The sequence below is a fragment of the Bradyrhizobium septentrionale genome (assembly GCF_011516645.4).
GTDB lineage: Bacteria > Pseudomonadota > Alphaproteobacteria > Rhizobiales > Xanthobacteraceae > Bradyrhizobium > Bradyrhizobium septentrionale.
Genome location: NZ_CP088285.1, coordinates 7,280,445 through 7,294,752, shown reverse-complemented (window position 1 = coordinate 7,294,752; position 14,308 = coordinate 7,280,445). Strand labels below are relative to the sequence as shown.

Annotated in this window: 18 protein-coding genes; 8 read left to right on the top strand and 10 right to left on the bottom strand. The window is 64.3% G+C overall.

Annotation, left to right across the window (positions count from 1 at the left end; all coding sequences use genetic code 11):
- Window positions 1–11 precede the first annotated feature (11 nt).
- The 3 genes from HAP48_RS36460 to HAP48_RS36450 all read right to left on the bottom strand — a co-directional run bounded on the left by HAP48_RS36460 (window position 12) and on the right by HAP48_RS36450 (window position 2,926).
- Entirely contained in the window at window positions 12–1,175 is a 1,164-nt protein-coding gene (locus tag HAP48_RS36460; protein ID WP_166204607.1) for an acyl-CoA dehydrogenase family protein, read from the bottom strand.
- A gap of 139 nt (window positions 1,176–1,314) precedes the next feature.
- Window positions 1,315–2,235: an alpha/beta hydrolase family protein gene (locus HAP48_RS36455; protein ID WP_166204606.1), complete on the bottom strand. Its 921-nt coding sequence runs from the start codon at window positions 2,233–2,235 to the stop codon at window positions 1,315–1,317.
- A 13-nt stretch (window positions 2,236–2,248) separates the two neighbouring features.
- The gene (locus HAP48_RS36450) at window positions 2,249–2,926 is read right to left on the bottom strand and encodes a nitroreductase (protein WP_166204605.1); all 678 of its coding nucleotides are present in this window, start codon (window positions 2,924–2,926) and stop codon (window positions 2,249–2,251) included.
- Window positions 2,927–3,077: 151 nt separating this feature from the next.
- Between HAP48_RS36450 and HAP48_RS36445 the strand changes: the two genes are divergently transcribed.
- Window positions 3,078–3,326, top strand: a complete 249-nt coding sequence (locus tag HAP48_RS36445) for a hypothetical protein (RefSeq protein ID WP_166204604.1) — start codon at window positions 3,078–3,080, stop codon at window positions 3,324–3,326.
- Between the two features lie 103 nt (window positions 3,327–3,429).
- Here the strand turns inward: HAP48_RS36445 and HAP48_RS36440 are convergent, their stop codons facing one another.
- From HAP48_RS36440 to HAP48_RS36430, 3 genes are all read right to left on the bottom strand, one after another.
- On the bottom strand, window positions 3,430–3,675 hold the full coding sequence (locus tag HAP48_RS36440) for a PilZ domain-containing protein (RefSeq protein ID WP_165123412.1): 246 nt from the start codon (window positions 3,673–3,675) through the stop codon (window positions 3,430–3,432).
- Window positions 3,676–3,746: 71 nt separating this feature from the next.
- The gene (locus HAP48_RS36435) at window positions 3,747–4,718 is read right to left on the bottom strand and encodes an AraC family transcriptional regulator (RefSeq protein ID WP_224496752.1); all 972 of its coding nucleotides are present in this window, start codon (window positions 4,716–4,718) and stop codon (window positions 3,747–3,749) included.
- Window positions 4,678–5,040, bottom strand: a complete 363-nt coding sequence (locus tag HAP48_RS36430) for a hypothetical protein (RefSeq protein ID WP_166204603.1) — start codon at window positions 5,038–5,040, stop codon at window positions 4,678–4,680. Before HAP48_RS36430 ends, HAP48_RS36435 begins: the two co-directional genes overlap by 41 nt.
- Between HAP48_RS36430 and HAP48_RS36425 the strand changes: the two genes are divergently transcribed.
- The 3 genes from HAP48_RS36425 to HAP48_RS36415 are packed head-to-tail and all read left to right on the top strand — an operon-like array spanning window position 5,030 to window position 6,681.
- Window positions 5,030–6,139 (top strand): DUF2336 domain-containing protein, encoded by a 1,110-nt coding sequence (locus tag HAP48_RS36425; protein WP_166204602.1) that lies wholly within the window; start codon window positions 5,030–5,032, stop codon window positions 6,137–6,139. The genes HAP48_RS36430 and HAP48_RS36425 overlap by 11 nt on opposite strands.
- 8 nt (window positions 6,140–6,147) lie before the next feature.
- A complete protein-coding gene (locus HAP48_RS36420; RefSeq protein WP_166204601.1) occupies window positions 6,148–6,450 on the top strand; it encodes a PilZ domain-containing protein in 303 nt (100 codons plus the stop codon).
- Window positions 6,451–6,486: 36 nt separating this feature from the next.
- Window positions 6,487–6,681 carry a hypothetical protein gene (locus HAP48_RS36415; RefSeq protein WP_166204600.1) on the top strand — a complete coding sequence of 65 codons (195 nt, stop codon included), beginning with the start codon at window positions 6,487–6,489 and terminating at the stop codon, window positions 6,679–6,681.
- Window positions 6,682–6,711: 30 nt separating this feature from the next.
- Here HAP48_RS36415 and HAP48_RS36410 read toward each other — a convergent pair whose 3' ends face one another.
- Window positions 6,712–7,587, bottom strand: coding sequence for an MBL fold metallo-hydrolase (locus tag HAP48_RS36410; protein ID WP_166204599.1), 876 nt, complete (start codon window positions 7,585–7,587; stop codon window positions 6,712–6,714).
- Between the two features lie 155 nt (window positions 7,588–7,742).
- Between HAP48_RS36410 and HAP48_RS36405 the strand changes: the two genes are divergently transcribed.
- Window positions 7,743–8,615: a dienelactone hydrolase family protein gene (locus HAP48_RS36405; RefSeq protein ID WP_175612256.1), complete on the top strand. Its 873-nt coding sequence runs from the start codon at window positions 7,743–7,745 to the stop codon at window positions 8,613–8,615.
- 59 nt (window positions 8,616–8,674) lie between these two features.
- On the opposite strand, the gene HAP48_RS36400 is transcribed toward HAP48_RS36405, so the two are convergent.
- Window positions 8,675–8,971 carry an HU family DNA-binding protein gene (locus HAP48_RS36400; protein ID WP_166204598.1) on the bottom strand — a complete coding sequence of 99 codons (297 nt, stop codon included), beginning with the start codon at window positions 8,969–8,971 and terminating at the stop codon, window positions 8,675–8,677.
- A gap of 365 nt (window positions 8,972–9,336) precedes the next feature.
- On the opposite strand from HAP48_RS36400, the gene HAP48_RS36395 reads away from it, so the two are divergent.
- Window positions 9,337–9,969, top strand: a complete 633-nt coding sequence (locus HAP48_RS36395) for a DapH/DapD/GlmU-related protein (RefSeq protein WP_166204597.1) — start codon at window positions 9,337–9,339, stop codon at window positions 9,967–9,969.
- A gap of 7 nt (window positions 9,970–9,976) precedes the next feature.
- On the opposite strand, the gene HAP48_RS36390 is transcribed toward HAP48_RS36395, so the two are convergent.
- On the bottom strand, window positions 9,977–11,599 hold the full coding sequence (locus HAP48_RS36390) for an ABC-F family ATP-binding cassette domain-containing protein (protein ID WP_166204596.1): 1,623 nt from the start codon (window positions 11,597–11,599) through the stop codon (window positions 9,977–9,979).
- 158 nt (window positions 11,600–11,757) lie between these two features.
- On the opposite strand from HAP48_RS36390, the gene HAP48_RS36385 reads away from it, so the two are divergent.
- Window positions 11,758–12,201, top strand: coding sequence for a DMT family transporter (locus HAP48_RS36385; RefSeq protein ID WP_166204595.1), 444 nt, complete (start codon window positions 11,758–11,760; stop codon window positions 12,199–12,201).
- 20 nt (window positions 12,202–12,221) lie between these two features.
- Here HAP48_RS36385 and HAP48_RS36380 read toward each other — a convergent pair whose 3' ends face one another.
- A complete protein-coding gene (locus HAP48_RS36380; RefSeq protein WP_166204594.1) occupies window positions 12,222–12,926 on the bottom strand; it encodes a GrlR family regulatory protein in 705 nt (234 codons plus the stop codon).
- 271 nt (window positions 12,927–13,197) lie between these two features.
- On the opposite strand from HAP48_RS36380, the gene HAP48_RS36375 reads away from it, so the two are divergent.
- Complete coding sequence (locus HAP48_RS36375) at window positions 13,198–14,289, top strand: hypothetical protein (protein WP_166204593.1); 1,092 nt, start codon at window positions 13,198–13,200, stop codon at window positions 14,287–14,289.
- Window positions 14,290–14,308: the final 19 nt, after the last annotated feature.

Here is a 14,308-nt window from a genome sequence, read left to right as displayed (position 1 = left end):
CCGCGCGCCCTCTAACCGCCGCGCAACCCGAGCACGCGACGCGCGATCGACTGGCGATGGACCTCGCTCGGGCCTTCGTAGACCCGCATCAGGCGGGCCTTCTGCCAGAGCGCGTTGAGCGGCAATTCCAGCGTCACGCCGAGCGCGCCGAGCGTCTGCATGGCGTGGTCGCAGGCGTCATAGGCCATCTCGGTCGCGAACACCTTGATCATCGAGGCCTCGTGGCGGATGTCCTCGCCGCGATCGGTCTTGTCGGCGGCCTCGCGCACCATCAGCCGGCAGGCATGCATGCGCGTGGAGATATCGGCGATCCACCACTGGATGGCCTGGCGCTCGGCAAGCTTGACGCCGAACGTCTCGCGCTGCTTGGCGTGATCGCACATCATGTCGAGCGCGCGCTTGGTGATGCCGACGCAGGTCGATCCCATCTCGAGCCGCCGCGTGCGCAGGCGCAGCTGCATCGGCGCGTAACCCTTGCCGACCTCGCCCAGCACGGAGTCATTCGGGATGCGGCAGTCCTCGAACACGATCTCGTAGGTCGAACCGCCGCCGACCATCGGGATCTCGCGTTCGATGATGAATCCCGGCGTGCCCTTCTCCACGATGAAGGAGGTGATGCCGCCCTGGCGCTGGTCGCTGCCGACACGCGCCATCACGATGATGAAGTCGGCGGCGCGCGCGTTGCTGATCCAGATCTTGCGGCCGTTCAGCACCCATTCTTCGCCTTCGAGCGCCGCGCGGGTCTTCATGGCCGCGGGATCGCCGCCGGCGCCGGGCTCCGAGATCGCGATCGCCGATGCCATGCGGCCCTCGATATAGGGCTGCAGATATTTCCTCTTCTGCGCCTCGGTGCCGACCGCCTGCAGCATGCGCAGGTTCGGCGAGTCCGGCGGCAGCACGAAGGGCACGCAGCTGCGACCGAGCTCCTCGTGCACCGCAGCCATCGTGCGCGTCGGCAGGTCGTGGCCGCCGAGATCCTCGGGCGCATCGAGGCCCCAGAGCCCGAGCTCCTTCGAGACGTCGCGCAGCCGCTTGCGCTGTTCCGGCGTGAGCTCGGGATGATCGCTGCCGGGCAGTTTCGATTTCAGATATTGCGGCTCGAGCGGGATCAGCTCGCGATCGACGAATCTCGCGACGGTCTCGCGGATCATGGCTGTCTGTTCATCATCGCTCATCTGAGATTCCTCGCTTGTGCTGTTGTGGTTCAGAAACCCAGTATCGCATTTTCGATCGGCACAAATAGCGGAAACGCGCGCTCGCACTCACGCTCGCGCGAGGGTTTCACGGCGCGGAATTCAATATCCCGCGGCGTGGTCAGCGCGTGCGTATTTGCGCCGGACGCGCGGGCGCGTCGAGCAGCCGATCGCGCAGCACGAGGTTGTTATCCCCGAGGAAGCGATCGATGATCGGCGCCCAGATCGCTGTTCCCTGCTCGCTGAACAACGTGTGCCCGTCGCTGCCGAAGGCAGGCGTTCGAACCAGCGCGAGCTTGCCGCCAGCTTTCACAAACGCATCCGACAATCGCGTCACGAGTTTTGGGCCAAAGAAATGATCGTTGTCGGCGGACACCCACAGCAGCGGGATGCGCGAGGATTTGCCGAACTGCGCGAACGCGTCGACGAGTTCGTCCTCCTCGCAGACCGTATCGGGGCCGGTCGATCCACGGCCCGGCGCGAACGCGATCGCAGCGGCCAGACCCGGCGGCGCTATCGACGTCAACGCGACCGTGGCAAAGCCTCCCGCCGAGCGGCCGACGCTGATCCACTTCCCCTTGCTGACGTAAGCCTGACCGGTCATGAATTTGGCGGCGGCTGCGACGTCGCTGGCGCCGGCGCGGCCGGCCTTCGCATAGTCCGGGTCGGAGCACCCTCCGTAGGTCTCGGCCCATCCACCCTGCGAGGCGCCGTAGCCGCGGCGCAGGAAAGCCACCGCGACCCAGCCGCGCCGGGCGAACTCCACAGCCTGTGCCCACATCCCGTAAGGGCTCATCGCCGGACGGTCGCTCGCCGAACGCGGTGAGCCGTGATTGAGCAGGATCAGCGGATGCGGCTGCCCGTCATCCGGCCGCAGCACGATTGCGTCGAGCAGCGCGGTGGACGGCCCTGCCCCTCCCGCATTCGGCACCGGGATCTTGAGTGCATCGAGACGTATGCCCTCCGCTCGCCCGGAGCCGAGGGCCGAGATGATGACGACCAACGCGAGGGCAACCGCGCCGGTGATGCTGCGGGTCCGCACTGGTCATATCCCTCTATTCGGCAAAGCCGACATAGCGGACAAAGTTGTCGTTGGCCTCGCGTTCCGACCGCACCGCATTGGCGGCAAAGCTGTCGTCGGGATAGCCCATCGCGACACAGGTCATGATCACCTGGTCTTCCGGGATATTGGCGACCTCGCGCACGATGTCGGAGCGCATGATGCCCTGGCCGTTGATCACGCTGCCAAGGCCGCGATCCCAGGCCGCCAGCACGATGCCGTAGCAGAGCGCGCCGAGATCGAAATGGCAGACCGCGCCCGGATCGAGCACCCGGTCATAGGCGAGCACCAGCGAGACCGGGGCGTCGAACTGACGGAAGCCACGCAGCACCCAATCCTGCCGCATCGGCTTGTCGTCGCGGGCAATCCCCATCGCCCCGAACAGCTTCTTGGCGATGTCGACCTGGCGACCGCGGTGCACGCCTTGGTACTCGCCATGGCTGACGATGTCGCGCTTGGCTTTGGCGCCGGCGATCATCTCCTCCATGTTGCGGCGGCGCACTTCCTCCAACGGCGCCCCGGTCAGGACATGGACGTGCCAGGGCTGGGTATTCATCGAGGACGGTGCGCGCTTGGCCACCTCGATGATCTCCTCCACGGTCGCCCGGGACACCGGCTGCTTCTTGAACCCGCGCACGCTTTTGCGTGTCTGTACCAGCGTCTCGAATTCCATTCCGGGCGTCCCCCATTGTTGTTCCGCGCTGCACGCGGAATTTCCTTGCTCTGATCGGGGCATTTTACCGACAAAATCGGCTGTGGGAACTTGATCGGGCCAAGAATCCGATATCCAATCCGGCCACTGGTTTGGTTTAGGGAGAGCCCAGATGAAGCGGATTTTCTTGGCGGCCGTGATCGCGACCTTTGCCGCCGGTTCGGCACTTGCACAGGACGCCTCCTGCGAGACGAAGGCGGTCGGCAAGGACGGCAAGCCGCTGGCCGGCGCGGCCAAGACCTCCTTCATGAAGAAGTGCACGACGGACGCTTGCGAGACCAAGGCGGTCGGCTCCGACGGCAAGAAGCTCGCCGGCGCGGCCAAGAACTCGTTCATGAAGAAGTGCCAGAGCGGCGCCTGAGCCCCTCGCCGGCACTTCCCCTCCAGCTTCGATCGGGACAAGACCATCGGGTCGCGCCGGGCGCGGCCCGAACGGCTATTGACGGGTGGATCACCTGAGGCGCTCAGAACGAGACGCCGACCCGCACACCCCTGCTCCAGACCCGCCGGCAACGCTTCTTGGTGTTGCCATGAAACATTTCGAAACGTTCGGGCAGCTGGATCGGCTTCTGAAACTCGAGGCAGGCCCCTCCGGCGGAATAGTCCACCAGCCGGCATTCGATCAGCGGCGCCTTGGGTTCGAGCTGCAGCTTGACTACACTGGATACGCATCCTGTCGGACGAACACGCGCAAATCTCCGGGGATGCATCACCGCCGCCTCTGGTGGAATCGTACCAATAGCCTCTTCGGCGGCCGTTAAGATTCCGTTCAGATCGACGGTTACGATTCGTAACTGCCAGCGGCCGTCTCGGCGCGCACGGCGCCAGGGCGGCGCGAGGCGGCCAGCGTCTCCGATGGCGCCTCCCCAAACTGCGACCGATAGCTGCGCGAAAAATCGCTCAGGTGCCAAAATCCGTAGGCCAGCGCGCAGGCCTTGACGCTGTGCGCACCGGCGAGCAGTTGCTGGCGCACCAGCCATAGCCGCCGCAATCTCAAGTAGCGATGCAGGCTGACGCCCCGGTAGCGCTGGATGGCGTCGTGCAGCGTGCGCACCGACACGCCGATCTGCCTGGCGAGTTCGCCGCTGTAGATCGGATGAGCCACGTCGCCGGCCAGAATGGCACGCGCATCGTTGAAGACCTTGAACTGCCGGGTCGTGTTGGCGCGCGTCGCCCACTTGGCCGGCACGATCTCGGCGAAGGCGCCGTCGATCGCCGCAAGCAGCGTTTCCCTGATCGAGGCGCCGGTCGCGAACTGGGCATCATCGGTCTGCTGCGACGTCACGAGCAGAATCTGCCGCACCACTTCGCGCAGCCGATCCTGCGCGCGTTGAGAAATTTCATGAATGCTGAAATGGAGACCCGGTTGCGGCCAACCGCGATCGACAATCTCCGGCGTGAACATCGCCGAGACATATTGCCGGGGCGTCTGCTCCACCGAGGTATAGAACGCGCCGCCGCCGCCAAGCACGATCACCGCGCGATCGCGCTCGACACCGTTGAACCGCATCGGGACACCGTCATCCATCGTGAAGCCGACCGCCGTGGTGTGCCGCGCAAGCTGCGCGTCGACGATCCGCGGAAAGGACTGGGTGTAGTTGAGCTCGCATCCCGGCAAACTCAGGATGATCTGCTCGGCCGAAATCTTCCGCGCGAGTGGCGTGAAATCAACATCCAGATCTCGGATCGAACTCCGGAATGCATCGACATCGTCAAAACGAAAGACTCTCGGCACCAGCAATGGCGCCGTCAAATGACTGCTCCTGTGAAAAGGTCTTGAAAATGTCCGCGCGGCGCAGCGCAAAGCGCGCCGGCCTCATTGATAATTTCCGTGCACAAAATGCGAATCGTCCAATGGGCTCAATCAGGAAAAATGCGGTCCGCTCCTCGAACCGGACAATCAGGCAAAGCAGCGCTGCTGCCGATTTTCGATAGTGTTTGCCGGGATATCCACCACCGGGATCGATCCTCCCATCAATTTCTATACCCCTATTAAAGATTCGGGGAGCAGATTGGTTGTGGGGACGGTGAAGTTCCCCATCGCGGAACATTTTAGGTACCGCAATGACAGTCATTGCCTCGCCCGATCTTATTGCCGAACTCGACCATGTCCTGAAGGCCGGCTCACCAGACCACCGCACGCGCATGCTGCGGGAGGTGGCAGGGCTTTTTCTCGAAGACGCTCACCGGCTCAACGAACACCATGTCGGGCTGTTCGACGACATCCTGGTCCGCCTGACCGAGAGCGTCGAGCTGCGGACTTTGACCACGCTCAGCCGCTCCCTTGCCGACCTGCGTCTGGTGCCGCGGGAGCTGGCACGGCGGCTCGCCAATCATGACGACGCCGATGTCGCCGCGCCGATCCTGCGCAAATGCGACAGCATTCCGAATGCCGATCTGATCGACATCGCCTGGATGCGGGCCGAAGGACATCTCTGTGCGATCGCGGGACGCAAGGCCGTCAACCAGGAGCTCACGGACATTCTGCTGATGCGTGGCGACGGCAGCGTCCTGCGCGCCCTGGCCGAAAATCCCGGCGCGGAACTGACCAGCGCCGGCTTTGCCATGATGGTCGATGCTGCCGAGCGTGACGACAGCATCGCGGACGCATTGATATCGCGCGCCGACCTGCCGCACCGCGTGCTTGCCGATCTCGTCATGCGGTCCACGCCGCGTCAGCAGGCCCGGCTGCTCAAGCGCGCACGTCCCGACATTCAGGACGCGATCCGCGCCGCCATCGACGCCGGCGCAGCCCGCGCCTCCGCAAAACCACCAGCCACGATCGACTATGCGGAGGCGCGGGCCACGGTGATGGCCCTGAACAAGTCCGGACAGCTGAACGATTCCAGCGTCAACCGTTTCGCGATCAGGCAAGAGGTCCGCAACCTCGTCGCGGCGCTGGCGCAGCTCGCGAGCGTTCCGATCGAGACCATCGCGCCGCTGATGGAGGCCGCCACCAGCAACGCGCTCGTCATCGCCTGCCGCGCGTCGCGACTGAACTGGAACACCACGGCCGCGATCGTCAGCTACCGAAAGGCCGGCCTGACGGTCGCACCTGACGAGCTGGAGCGCGCCCGGCAGATGTTTGAAGGGCTGCCGCTGTCGAACGCGCAGCGCATGATCCGGTTCGGTTCGCTCAGCGAGCTGACTGCGAAGCCTTCAGCGAAAGTGTGAGTAGCGTAATGACGTATGGTGACCGCAGGGCGGAGCGGGTCAGGCTCGAGACCCGCTATCCCGTCAATCTTATGGGTGTCGACGGCACATGGCGGCGGAGTTGCATCCTGCTCGACGTCTCGCAGAGCGGCGCCCGGCTCGAGGTCGACGGAACGCTTGATGTGCTGAAGGCCCAGGAGTTCTTCCTGGTTTTGTCCTCGCGGGGACTGGCCTTCCGCCGCTGCGAGCTGGTCCGTGTCGACGGCACCGAGATCGGCGTGAGATTCATCGAAGAGAAAAAACGAAAGGGACGCCCGGTCATTCCGAAATGAGGATGGCGGCATCCGGCCTGAAGGGACGTTGACGACATGACCGTGCAGAGAGCGACAAACATCGTGGTATCGACCATGTCAGCCGCACCGTTGCGCGGGACCATCGCAATCGACTGCGCCGGCACCGTCGCGACGTTCGAGATCGACGAGGAGCTCGCACACCGCCTCTGCACCGATCTCGAACGGTTTCTGACCCAGGCTCCGCACCGGACCCGCACGGCGCGGTTCTGATGATACCGAGCTCCCGACCGTCCGGGTCGCCTACTCCCGCTTGAAGCGATAGTCGAAGCGGTCGCCGTCCACGGTGATCAGGCCGACCGTCGGGGCCGGGAAATGGATCGGCAGGATCAGCGTGTCGGTCCCGGCGACGGAGCCAAAGAATTTTCGCCGCGAGATCGCCGATTGCTTCGGATCCCAATCGGGCTTTGCCGACCATTCCGGCTCGCGGCACTGGATCGCATGATGCATCAGATCTCCGGCGACCACGGCGCGCTGCCCCTTCGAGAAGATGTTGATACAGCAATGGCAGGGCGAATGCCCCGGCGTCGGCGTCAGCGTCACGGTGTCGTCGAGCGCATAGTCGTCGTCGACCAGCAGCGCCTGCCCGGCCTCGACGATCGGCAGGCAATTGTCGCGAAACACCGTGCCGGGCGGATTGGCGCCCTTGGCGTTCTCGGCCTCCCAGGCCGCATACTCACCCTTGTGGAAGACGTATTTCGCGTTCGGGAAGGTCGGTACCCAACGCCCGTCGCGCAGCGTGGTGTTCCAGCCGGTGTGGTCGATATGCAGATGGGTGCAGAACACGTAGTCGATCTGCTCGTAGGAGATCCCGAGCGCGAACAGCTCGTTGCGCCAGCGCTCCTTGCCCGGGAAGTCGAACGGCGGCGGATGCCCCTTGTCCTCACCGGTGCAAGTGTCGACCAGGATGGTATGGCGCGGCGTCCGCACGACGAAGGTCTGGTAGGTGATCACCATCATGCCGCGCGCGGCATCGAACACCTCCGGCTCCATCGTCTTCAGGTGATGCTTGAACACGGCATCGTCATAGGTCGGGAAGAAATCCTGCGGCCGCCGCCACGGCCCTTCGCGCTCGATCACCGCGTCGATCGTGATGTCGCCGATCCTGATCTGCTTCATGCCGTTTCGCTCCCGCTCGCTCCCGCTTTTTTGCGAAGCGTAGCGGGCGGCCCCTCACCTCACAAGCCGAGCACCGTGCAGCGTGCCATGCGGCTTTGCATTGCTGGAGGCAGTCATGCCGTAATTCATCCGAAAATGTTGCTCATGCTGTGGGGATGACCCAGCGCGCGATTCAGATTGCCCTCCTGATGCTCACGACATTGCCGACAGCGGCGGCGGCCGCGCCCGACGCCGTTTTCTTCCCGAGCGCCGACGGCAAGACCGAGATCGTCGGCTATCTTTTTCGGCCGCAAACGCCGGGCCCGCACCCCGCCATCGTGCTGCTGCACGGCCGCGGCGGCCCCTATTCGATCAACGTCAACAAGGACTGCACGCTGGTGTCGCGCACAGCTCCGTCCGCGGCCTGCAATGCCGGCAGCCTCTCCAAGCGCCACGCGATGTGGGGCCGGTATTGGGCCGATCACGGCTACGTCGCGCTGCTGCCGGACAGCTTTGGGCCGCGCGGCAAGGCCCATGGCTTCGGCCGCTTCACGCATGACGACCCCGATCGCGCCGACGTCAACGAAAAGACCGTGCGGCCGCTCGACGCCGAGGGCGCGCTAAGCTGGCTGCGCAGCCAGAAGGATGTCCGGGAGAACCGCATCTTCCTGCAGGGATGGTCGAACGGCGGCAGCACCGCGCTGAACGTCATGCAGCGCCAGGGTACGGCGACGTCGGGCTATCGCGCGGCGCTGGTGTTCTATCCCGGCTGCGGGCCGGCGGCCCTGCTGGCGCCGACGCTCAAGTCGGCCGCGCCGATCACGATGCTGCTCGGATCCGACGACGAGGAAGTGTCGCCCGAGCGGTGCCAGGAGGTCGCGCAGCGTTCCGTCGCCGCCGGCAGCAAGATCGACGTCGTGCTCTATCCCGGCGCGACCCACGATTTCGACGATCCCGGCCAACGCCGGCAATCGAATCCCGCCAACAACGCAGCGCTGAAGGATGCGATGATCAGGGCCATTGCCGCAGTCAACGGATCAAAGGATTAGGCGGCCCAGCCACGCGCCGTTGCATTGCTTGCGCGCTTGGCTCGCCGCAAACCGCAGTCTTAGACGGCGTCCTTAGCGACCTTGAGAGGTGACGCCTTGACTGACTTGCTGGCTGGCTTCGCTGCAAATTCCATCGGCTCTTTCGTAAAAGGATTTACGCCGCTGCGAGCTTCTGTGGCAGGCTTATGCACGACGGACATTTTCACAAAGCCAGGAATGACGAACTCTCCGGATTCGTTCAGCTCTTTATAGCCAACAGTCGCCATGTGCTCGATGACGGTCCTTACGTCGTTCTTCGAGATCTGCGTGCTTTCGGCAATCGCGTCGATCAATTGATTCTTCGTCATCTTGGCCATGCTGAAATCCTCTGAATTTGGGGCGCGCGAGCTACGATGTAACTCTGTCTAGAATGTGGTAAAACCACGCAGCGCGTTTCTCGTTCATGCCAACGGTCATGAAGTCACCGGGCTTAAAACCTATCGAGGCCCAAAACGCAAGCAAGCGAATCGCGAATCCTTCGATAGCGCGCGAATCTGCAGTGTACATTTCCCGACCCGGTCAGCGGCTTGATTCCCACGCGCGGACTTGCTGAACAAGGCGATTGCCGTGATCGACGGAATTTGAGAGCTTGGCCCCCGCAGCAGACAGCAACCACTCTCGCCTTGCCCGCCCGCCGTGATAGATACCACTCCGTGCGAGTTGCCGGATCAAGGACAGTCATATGGATCAATCGACCCCACCCCGCCCCAAGCTTGCCGAAACCGTCATCGAGCCGACGGTCAGGCTGCGCGAGGTCAAGGTTGGGCGTTGCTGCGAAGTTCTCGGCGACAGCTCGCTCGAATACACCGAGCTCGGCGACTATTCCTACCTCGCCAGCGGCTGCATCGTCGCCGACGCGCAGATCGGCCGCTTTTGCGCGATCGCAGCCCAGGTCAGGATCGGCGCCCCCAATCATCCGCTCGAGCGCCCTTCCCAGCACCGCTTCACCTATTGCCCTGAATATTACACGGCCGCCGCCGAACGGGATCGTGACTTCTTCAGGAACCGACGCGCGGATCGCGTCGTGATCGGAAACGACGTCTGGATCGGCCATGGCGTGATCGTGCTGCCCGGCGTCACCGTCGGAGACGGCGCGGTGCTCGCGGCCGGCGCGGTCGTCTCGCGCGATGTCGCGCCCTACACGATCGTCGGCGGCGTGCCGGCCCGGCCGATCAAGGAGCGGTTCAACCGCCGGATCGCGGCCGAGCTATCGCAGATCGCCTGGTGGAACTGGCCGGTTGAGACCATTTGGGAGCGCCTACCGGAATTCCAGTCAGGCGACGTCGAGGCGTTTTGCGCGCGGTGGCGGGCTTGACTCGGCGCTAACTCCGCAACCCCGGCGCTTCGTGCCCGGTGCGCGCGACGTATTCGGTGTAGCCGCCACCGAACTGATGGATGCCTTCCGGCGTCAGCTCGAGCACGCGGTTGGAGAGCGCCGCGAGGAAATGCCGGTCGTGGGAGACGAACAGCATGGTGCCCTCGAACTCGGAGAGCGCTGATATCAGCATCTCCTTGGTGGCGAGATCGAGATGGTTGGTCGGCTCGTCCAGCACCAAAAAGTTCGGCGGATCAAACAGCATCTTGGCCATCACGAGCCGCGCCTTCTCGCCGCCCGAGAGCACCCGGCACTTCTTCTCGACATCGTCGCCCGAGAAGCCGAAGCAGCCGGCGAGCGCGCGCAGGGAGCCCTGGCCGGCCTGCGGAAACGCATCCTCCAGCGACTGGAACACGGTGCGTTCGCCGTCGAGCAGATCCATCGCATGCTGCGCGAAATAGCCCATCTTGACGCTGCCGCCGACCGCGACCGCGCCGTCATCGGGTTCGGTTGACCCGGCGACCAGTTTCAGCAGCGTCGACTTGCCGGCGCCGTTGATGCCCATCACGCACCAGCGCTCGCGGCGGCGGATCATGAAGTCGAGCCCGTCATAGATCCGCTTGCTGCCATAGGCCTTGTGGACGTTCTTCAGGCTGACGACATCCTCGCCCGAGCGGGGCGCCGGCTGGAAATCGAACGCCACCGTCTGCCGCCGCCGCGGCGGCTCGACCCGCTCGATCTTGTCGAGCTTCTTGACCCGGCTCTGCACCTGCGCGGCGTGGGAGGCGCGCGCCTTGAAGCGCTCGATGAACTTGATCTCCTTGGCGAGCATCGCCTGCTGCCGCTCGAACTGAGCCTGCTGCTGCTTGTCGGAGAGCGCGCGCTGCTGTTCGTAGAATTCGTAATTGCCGGAATAGCTGGTGAGCTGGCCGCCGTCGATCTCGACCACCTTGTTGATGATGCGGTTGATGAACTCGCGGTCATGCGAGGTCATCAGCAGCGCGCCCTCATAACCTTTCAGGAACTGCTCGAGCCAGATCAGGCTTTCGAGATCGAGATGGTTGCTCGGCTCGTCGAGCAGCATCACGTCGGGACGCATCAGAAGAATACGCGCAAGCGCGACGCGCATCTTCCAGCCGCCAGAGAGCTTTCCGACGTCGCCATCCATCATCTCCTGGCTGAAGCCGAGACCGGCCAGCGCCTCGCGCGCGCGGCCGTCGAGCGCGTAACCGTCAAGCTCCTCGAACTGGTGCTGCACCTCGCCATAGCGGGCGATGATGTCATCCATCTCGTCGGCCTTGTCGGGGTCGGCCATCGCCGCCTCGAGTTCCCTGAGCTCGGCTGCCACCACGCTGACGGGCCCCGCCCCGTCCATCACCTCGGCGACCGCGCTGCGGCCGGACATCTCGCCGACATCCTGGCTGAAATAGCCGATCGAAATGCCACGATCGAGAGAGACCTGGCCCTCATCGGGGACCTCCTGACCCGAGATCATTCGGAACAGCGAGGTCTTGCCGGAGCCGTTCGGCCCGACAAGGCCGATCTTCTCGCCCTTCTGGAGCGCCGCGGAGGCTTCGATGAAGAGGATCTGGTGGCCGACTTGCTTGGAAACGTTATCGAGGCGGATCATGCTCAATGCTGGGAACTGAGGGATTGCGGCCTCTTATTCGATCTGGGGCGTGGGTGGAAGCCCATTCCGGGCGTTTCGCGCGTCGCTCCACGCATGCCACGATCATGGCCAATCGATTATGACAGAAAGTCCTTCGGCGACCGGTTTTGGGGCATCACATGCAAGTCTGGTTTCTCTCTCTGCTCGCGCTCGGCGCCGGTATCTGCGTGGCCGTTCAGCAGGTCCTGAACGGCAATCTCCGCTCAGCCCTCAACTCGCCGGCCTGGGCCGGGCTCGTCAGCTATCTCGGCGGTCTCGTGACGATGGCGGTCGTGGTGGTCGCGACGCGCGAGCCGGTGCCGTCCTGGAAGCTGGTGTCGGCCGTGCCGTGGTGGGCCTGGAGCGGCGGCATCCTCGGCGGCGTCTTTATCCTGTTGATGATCCTGCTGCTGCCGTCACTCGGCGCCGCAACCTTGCTGGCGCTGGTGGTCGCGGGTCAGATGGTCGCCGGCATCGCGATGGACCATTTTGGCGTGTTCGGACTGGCGCAACATCCAGTGTCGTTTTCACGGCTGGCCGGCATCGCGCTGATCATCGGCGGCGTGCTTCTGATCAAGGACTAGTTTAAGGTAACGAAGCGGCGCTAGGCGCGTCGCATCAGCCGCAGTTCGGCTGCCAGCCGAAGGCTGCGCTTACCGGCCAGCGCGATGCCTTCGAGTTCGGCGCCCTCCTCGCGACACGACCCAGCAAAGCCGATGCCGACCTCATAACCGCCGAACACCGGGTATTCGCCCTTCGCCGGCGTGTGCTCCTGGTTGACGATCTCGCCCCGCCAGCGACCGTCCGCCGACGTATACGAGCCGAGATAGTAGAAGAACGCATCGCCACCGAGGATACGGCCATCCATCAGCAGCATGACCCCGGAGAGGCCGGCGTCGACACCGTCGAGTGCGCGGAGCTGGATGGAGTAGAGCCCGTTGACGATGCCGCCCGGTCCGACCGCCCCGCGCGGCGGCAACGCCTCATCGTCGAGCGGCGCCAAATTCGCCCAGAACACGCCGTCCGGCATGGCGTCCGCCTTGCCCTCGAGCAGGATGGTCGAGCCCTCGGTGCGGCCGCGCACCTTGATGACGGTGACGTCGGCGCCCATCAGCGGCTTGAAATGCGGATCGTCATTGTGACGCTCGGTGATCACCTCGGCGGCGATCTCGCCCCTCATCACCTGGTAGGTGCCGAGATGGGCGAAGGCCGAATTCCCGCCCAGCATCTTGCCGTCATGCATGCACATAATGCTGCGGCCGAACGCGCCGTTGATGCCGTACTCGACCTTGTAGAGTCCGTTGAGCACGAGAAATCCAATAAATAAAATTGATTCTATTCGCCACATAGCACCGGGCCAAAGGCCGCACCATTGGGTCTTTTGGCGCAGGCAAACCGGCAATGTCCCGGTGTGGACACCGGCCGATTCGTCGCTTAGCTGTAGGCGTCCGCCCGCGTCGTGCCGCGTCAACGCGGGATCTACCTCCAGTTCATTGTGTCCAAGCATTTGCGCATTCCGCGAATGGTCGCGCGGCCGCACCCGGCCCTCGGCATTGGCTGGAGGCATCGAGGAGCATCACATGACCCATCGCCTTCGCCTGGCCGCCGCCTCGGCACTGCTGCTCGGCAGCGGCGGCGCGGCCCTGGCCCAGACGCTGCCCGACTACATGGGACCGATCTCGGGCAAGACCACGTCCACGCCGGCCGATGTCGCGACCAAGGATGTGCTGGCGCTCAACACCGGCATGTTCGAGCTCTATGGCGATGCGGCGCGGATCTTCCAGAAGAACATCCTCGACAAACACCCGGTGATCCTCGGCCTGTTCTCCGGTGCCGGCGGGCGCCTGATCCTCTACCGGCCGGGCAAGCCGCCGACCGAGGCGCCGCAGGTGCCGATCGTCTATCAGCTGCTCAAATCGGTCGGCCACAGCACGATGGCGCTGGCCGAGGTGGTCGGCCCCTATGTCAACAATCCCGACGACAAGGCGTGGCGCGGGTCGATGCAGGCCTATCGCAGCCGGATGCAGTCGGCGCTCGACGGGCTCGACGCGACGCCGATGCAGGCCGACTGGCGCGACAACAACCGCGCTATCCTGCAGAACAACATCGCCTTCATGGATGATTGCCTCACAGCCGGCGCCATCCCCTTCGCCAAGCTCGAGGCGTTCGGCAAGAAGCAGGCGCCGCTGCTCGCCAGGAACGTCGCATGGGCCGCGCAGACCCAGGTCGCGCACTGGATGACGGTCATGGCCGACTGGAAGACCCAGCTCGGTGCCGACTGGGACAAGACCTATGGTGCGAGCAACACGATCTATGTGGCGCGGCAGAACAACGTGATCTTCAGCGTGCTGGCGCAGTTCTTCGGGCCTGATGCGATCAACAGCCGCCTGATGCTGATCGAGACGATCTCCTTCACCACGACGCCGTCGGACATGCTGGAGTCGCTGACCCGGATCATCGCCGACCGCTCGGTCGGCGCGTTGTTCTTCGGCAGCTACCATTTGATGGATTATGAACTGATGGGCGGCGACGCGCGCGATGCGATCATCGCGGAGACCAAGACGCGCGGCATGACGACGTTCCTGCCGCCGCTGGTGCCGTTCGGTTCCAAGCAATGGCCGACGCTGATCACGCCGGGTCCGGGACCGGCGACGATCGCCGACCTCAAGTGAGGCGGCTACGACCTATTGC

Coding starts and splice junctions, on each gene's coding strand:
- HAP48_RS36460 (WP_166204607.1), bottom strand. CDS start 1,175: ATGAGCGATGATGAACAGACAGCCATGATCCGCGAGACCGTCGCGAGA.
- HAP48_RS36450 (WP_166204605.1), bottom strand. CDS start 2,926: ATGGAATTCGAGACGCTGGTACAGACACGCAAAAGCGTGCGCGGGTTC.
- HAP48_RS36445 (WP_166204604.1), top strand. CDS start 3,078: ATGAAGCGGATTTTCTTGGCGGCCGTGATCGCGACCTTTGCCGCCGGT.
- HAP48_RS36440 (WP_165123412.1), bottom strand. CDS start 3,675: ATGCATCCCCGGAGATTTGCGCGTGTTCGTCCGACAGGATGCGTATCC.
- HAP48_RS36425 (WP_166204602.1), top strand. CDS start 5,030: ATGACAGTCATTGCCTCGCCCGATCTTATTGCCGAACTCGACCATGTC.
- HAP48_RS36430 (WP_166204603.1), bottom strand. CDS start 5,040: ATGACTGTCATTGCGGTACCTAAAATGTTCCGCGATGGGGAACTTCAC.
- HAP48_RS36420 (WP_166204601.1), top strand. CDS start 6,148: ATGACGTATGGTGACCGCAGGGCGGAGCGGGTCAGGCTCGAGACCCGC.
- HAP48_RS36415 (WP_166204600.1), top strand. CDS start 6,487: ATGACCGTGCAGAGAGCGACAAACATCGTGGTATCGACCATGTCAGCC.
- HAP48_RS36410 (WP_166204599.1), bottom strand. CDS start 7,587: ATGAAGCAGATCAGGATCGGCGACATCACGATCGACGCGGTGATCGAG.
- HAP48_RS36405 (WP_175612256.1), top strand. CDS start 7,743: ATGACCCAGCGCGCGATTCAGATTGCCCTCCTGATGCTCACGACATTG.
- HAP48_RS36400 (WP_166204598.1), bottom strand. CDS start 8,971: ATGGCCAAGATGACGAAGAATCAATTGATCGACGCGATTGCCGAAAGC.
- HAP48_RS36395 (WP_166204597.1), top strand. CDS start 9,337: ATGGATCAATCGACCCCACCCCGCCCCAAGCTTGCCGAAACCGTCATC.
- HAP48_RS36390 (WP_166204596.1), bottom strand. CDS start 11,599: ATGATCCGCCTCGATAACGTTTCCAAGCAAGTCGGCCACCAGATCCTC.
- HAP48_RS36385 (WP_166204595.1), top strand. CDS start 11,758: ATGCAAGTCTGGTTTCTCTCTCTGCTCGCGCTCGGCGCCGGTATCTGC.
- HAP48_RS36375 (WP_166204593.1), top strand. CDS start 13,198: ATGACCCATCGCCTTCGCCTGGCCGCCGCCTCGGCACTGCTGCTCGGC.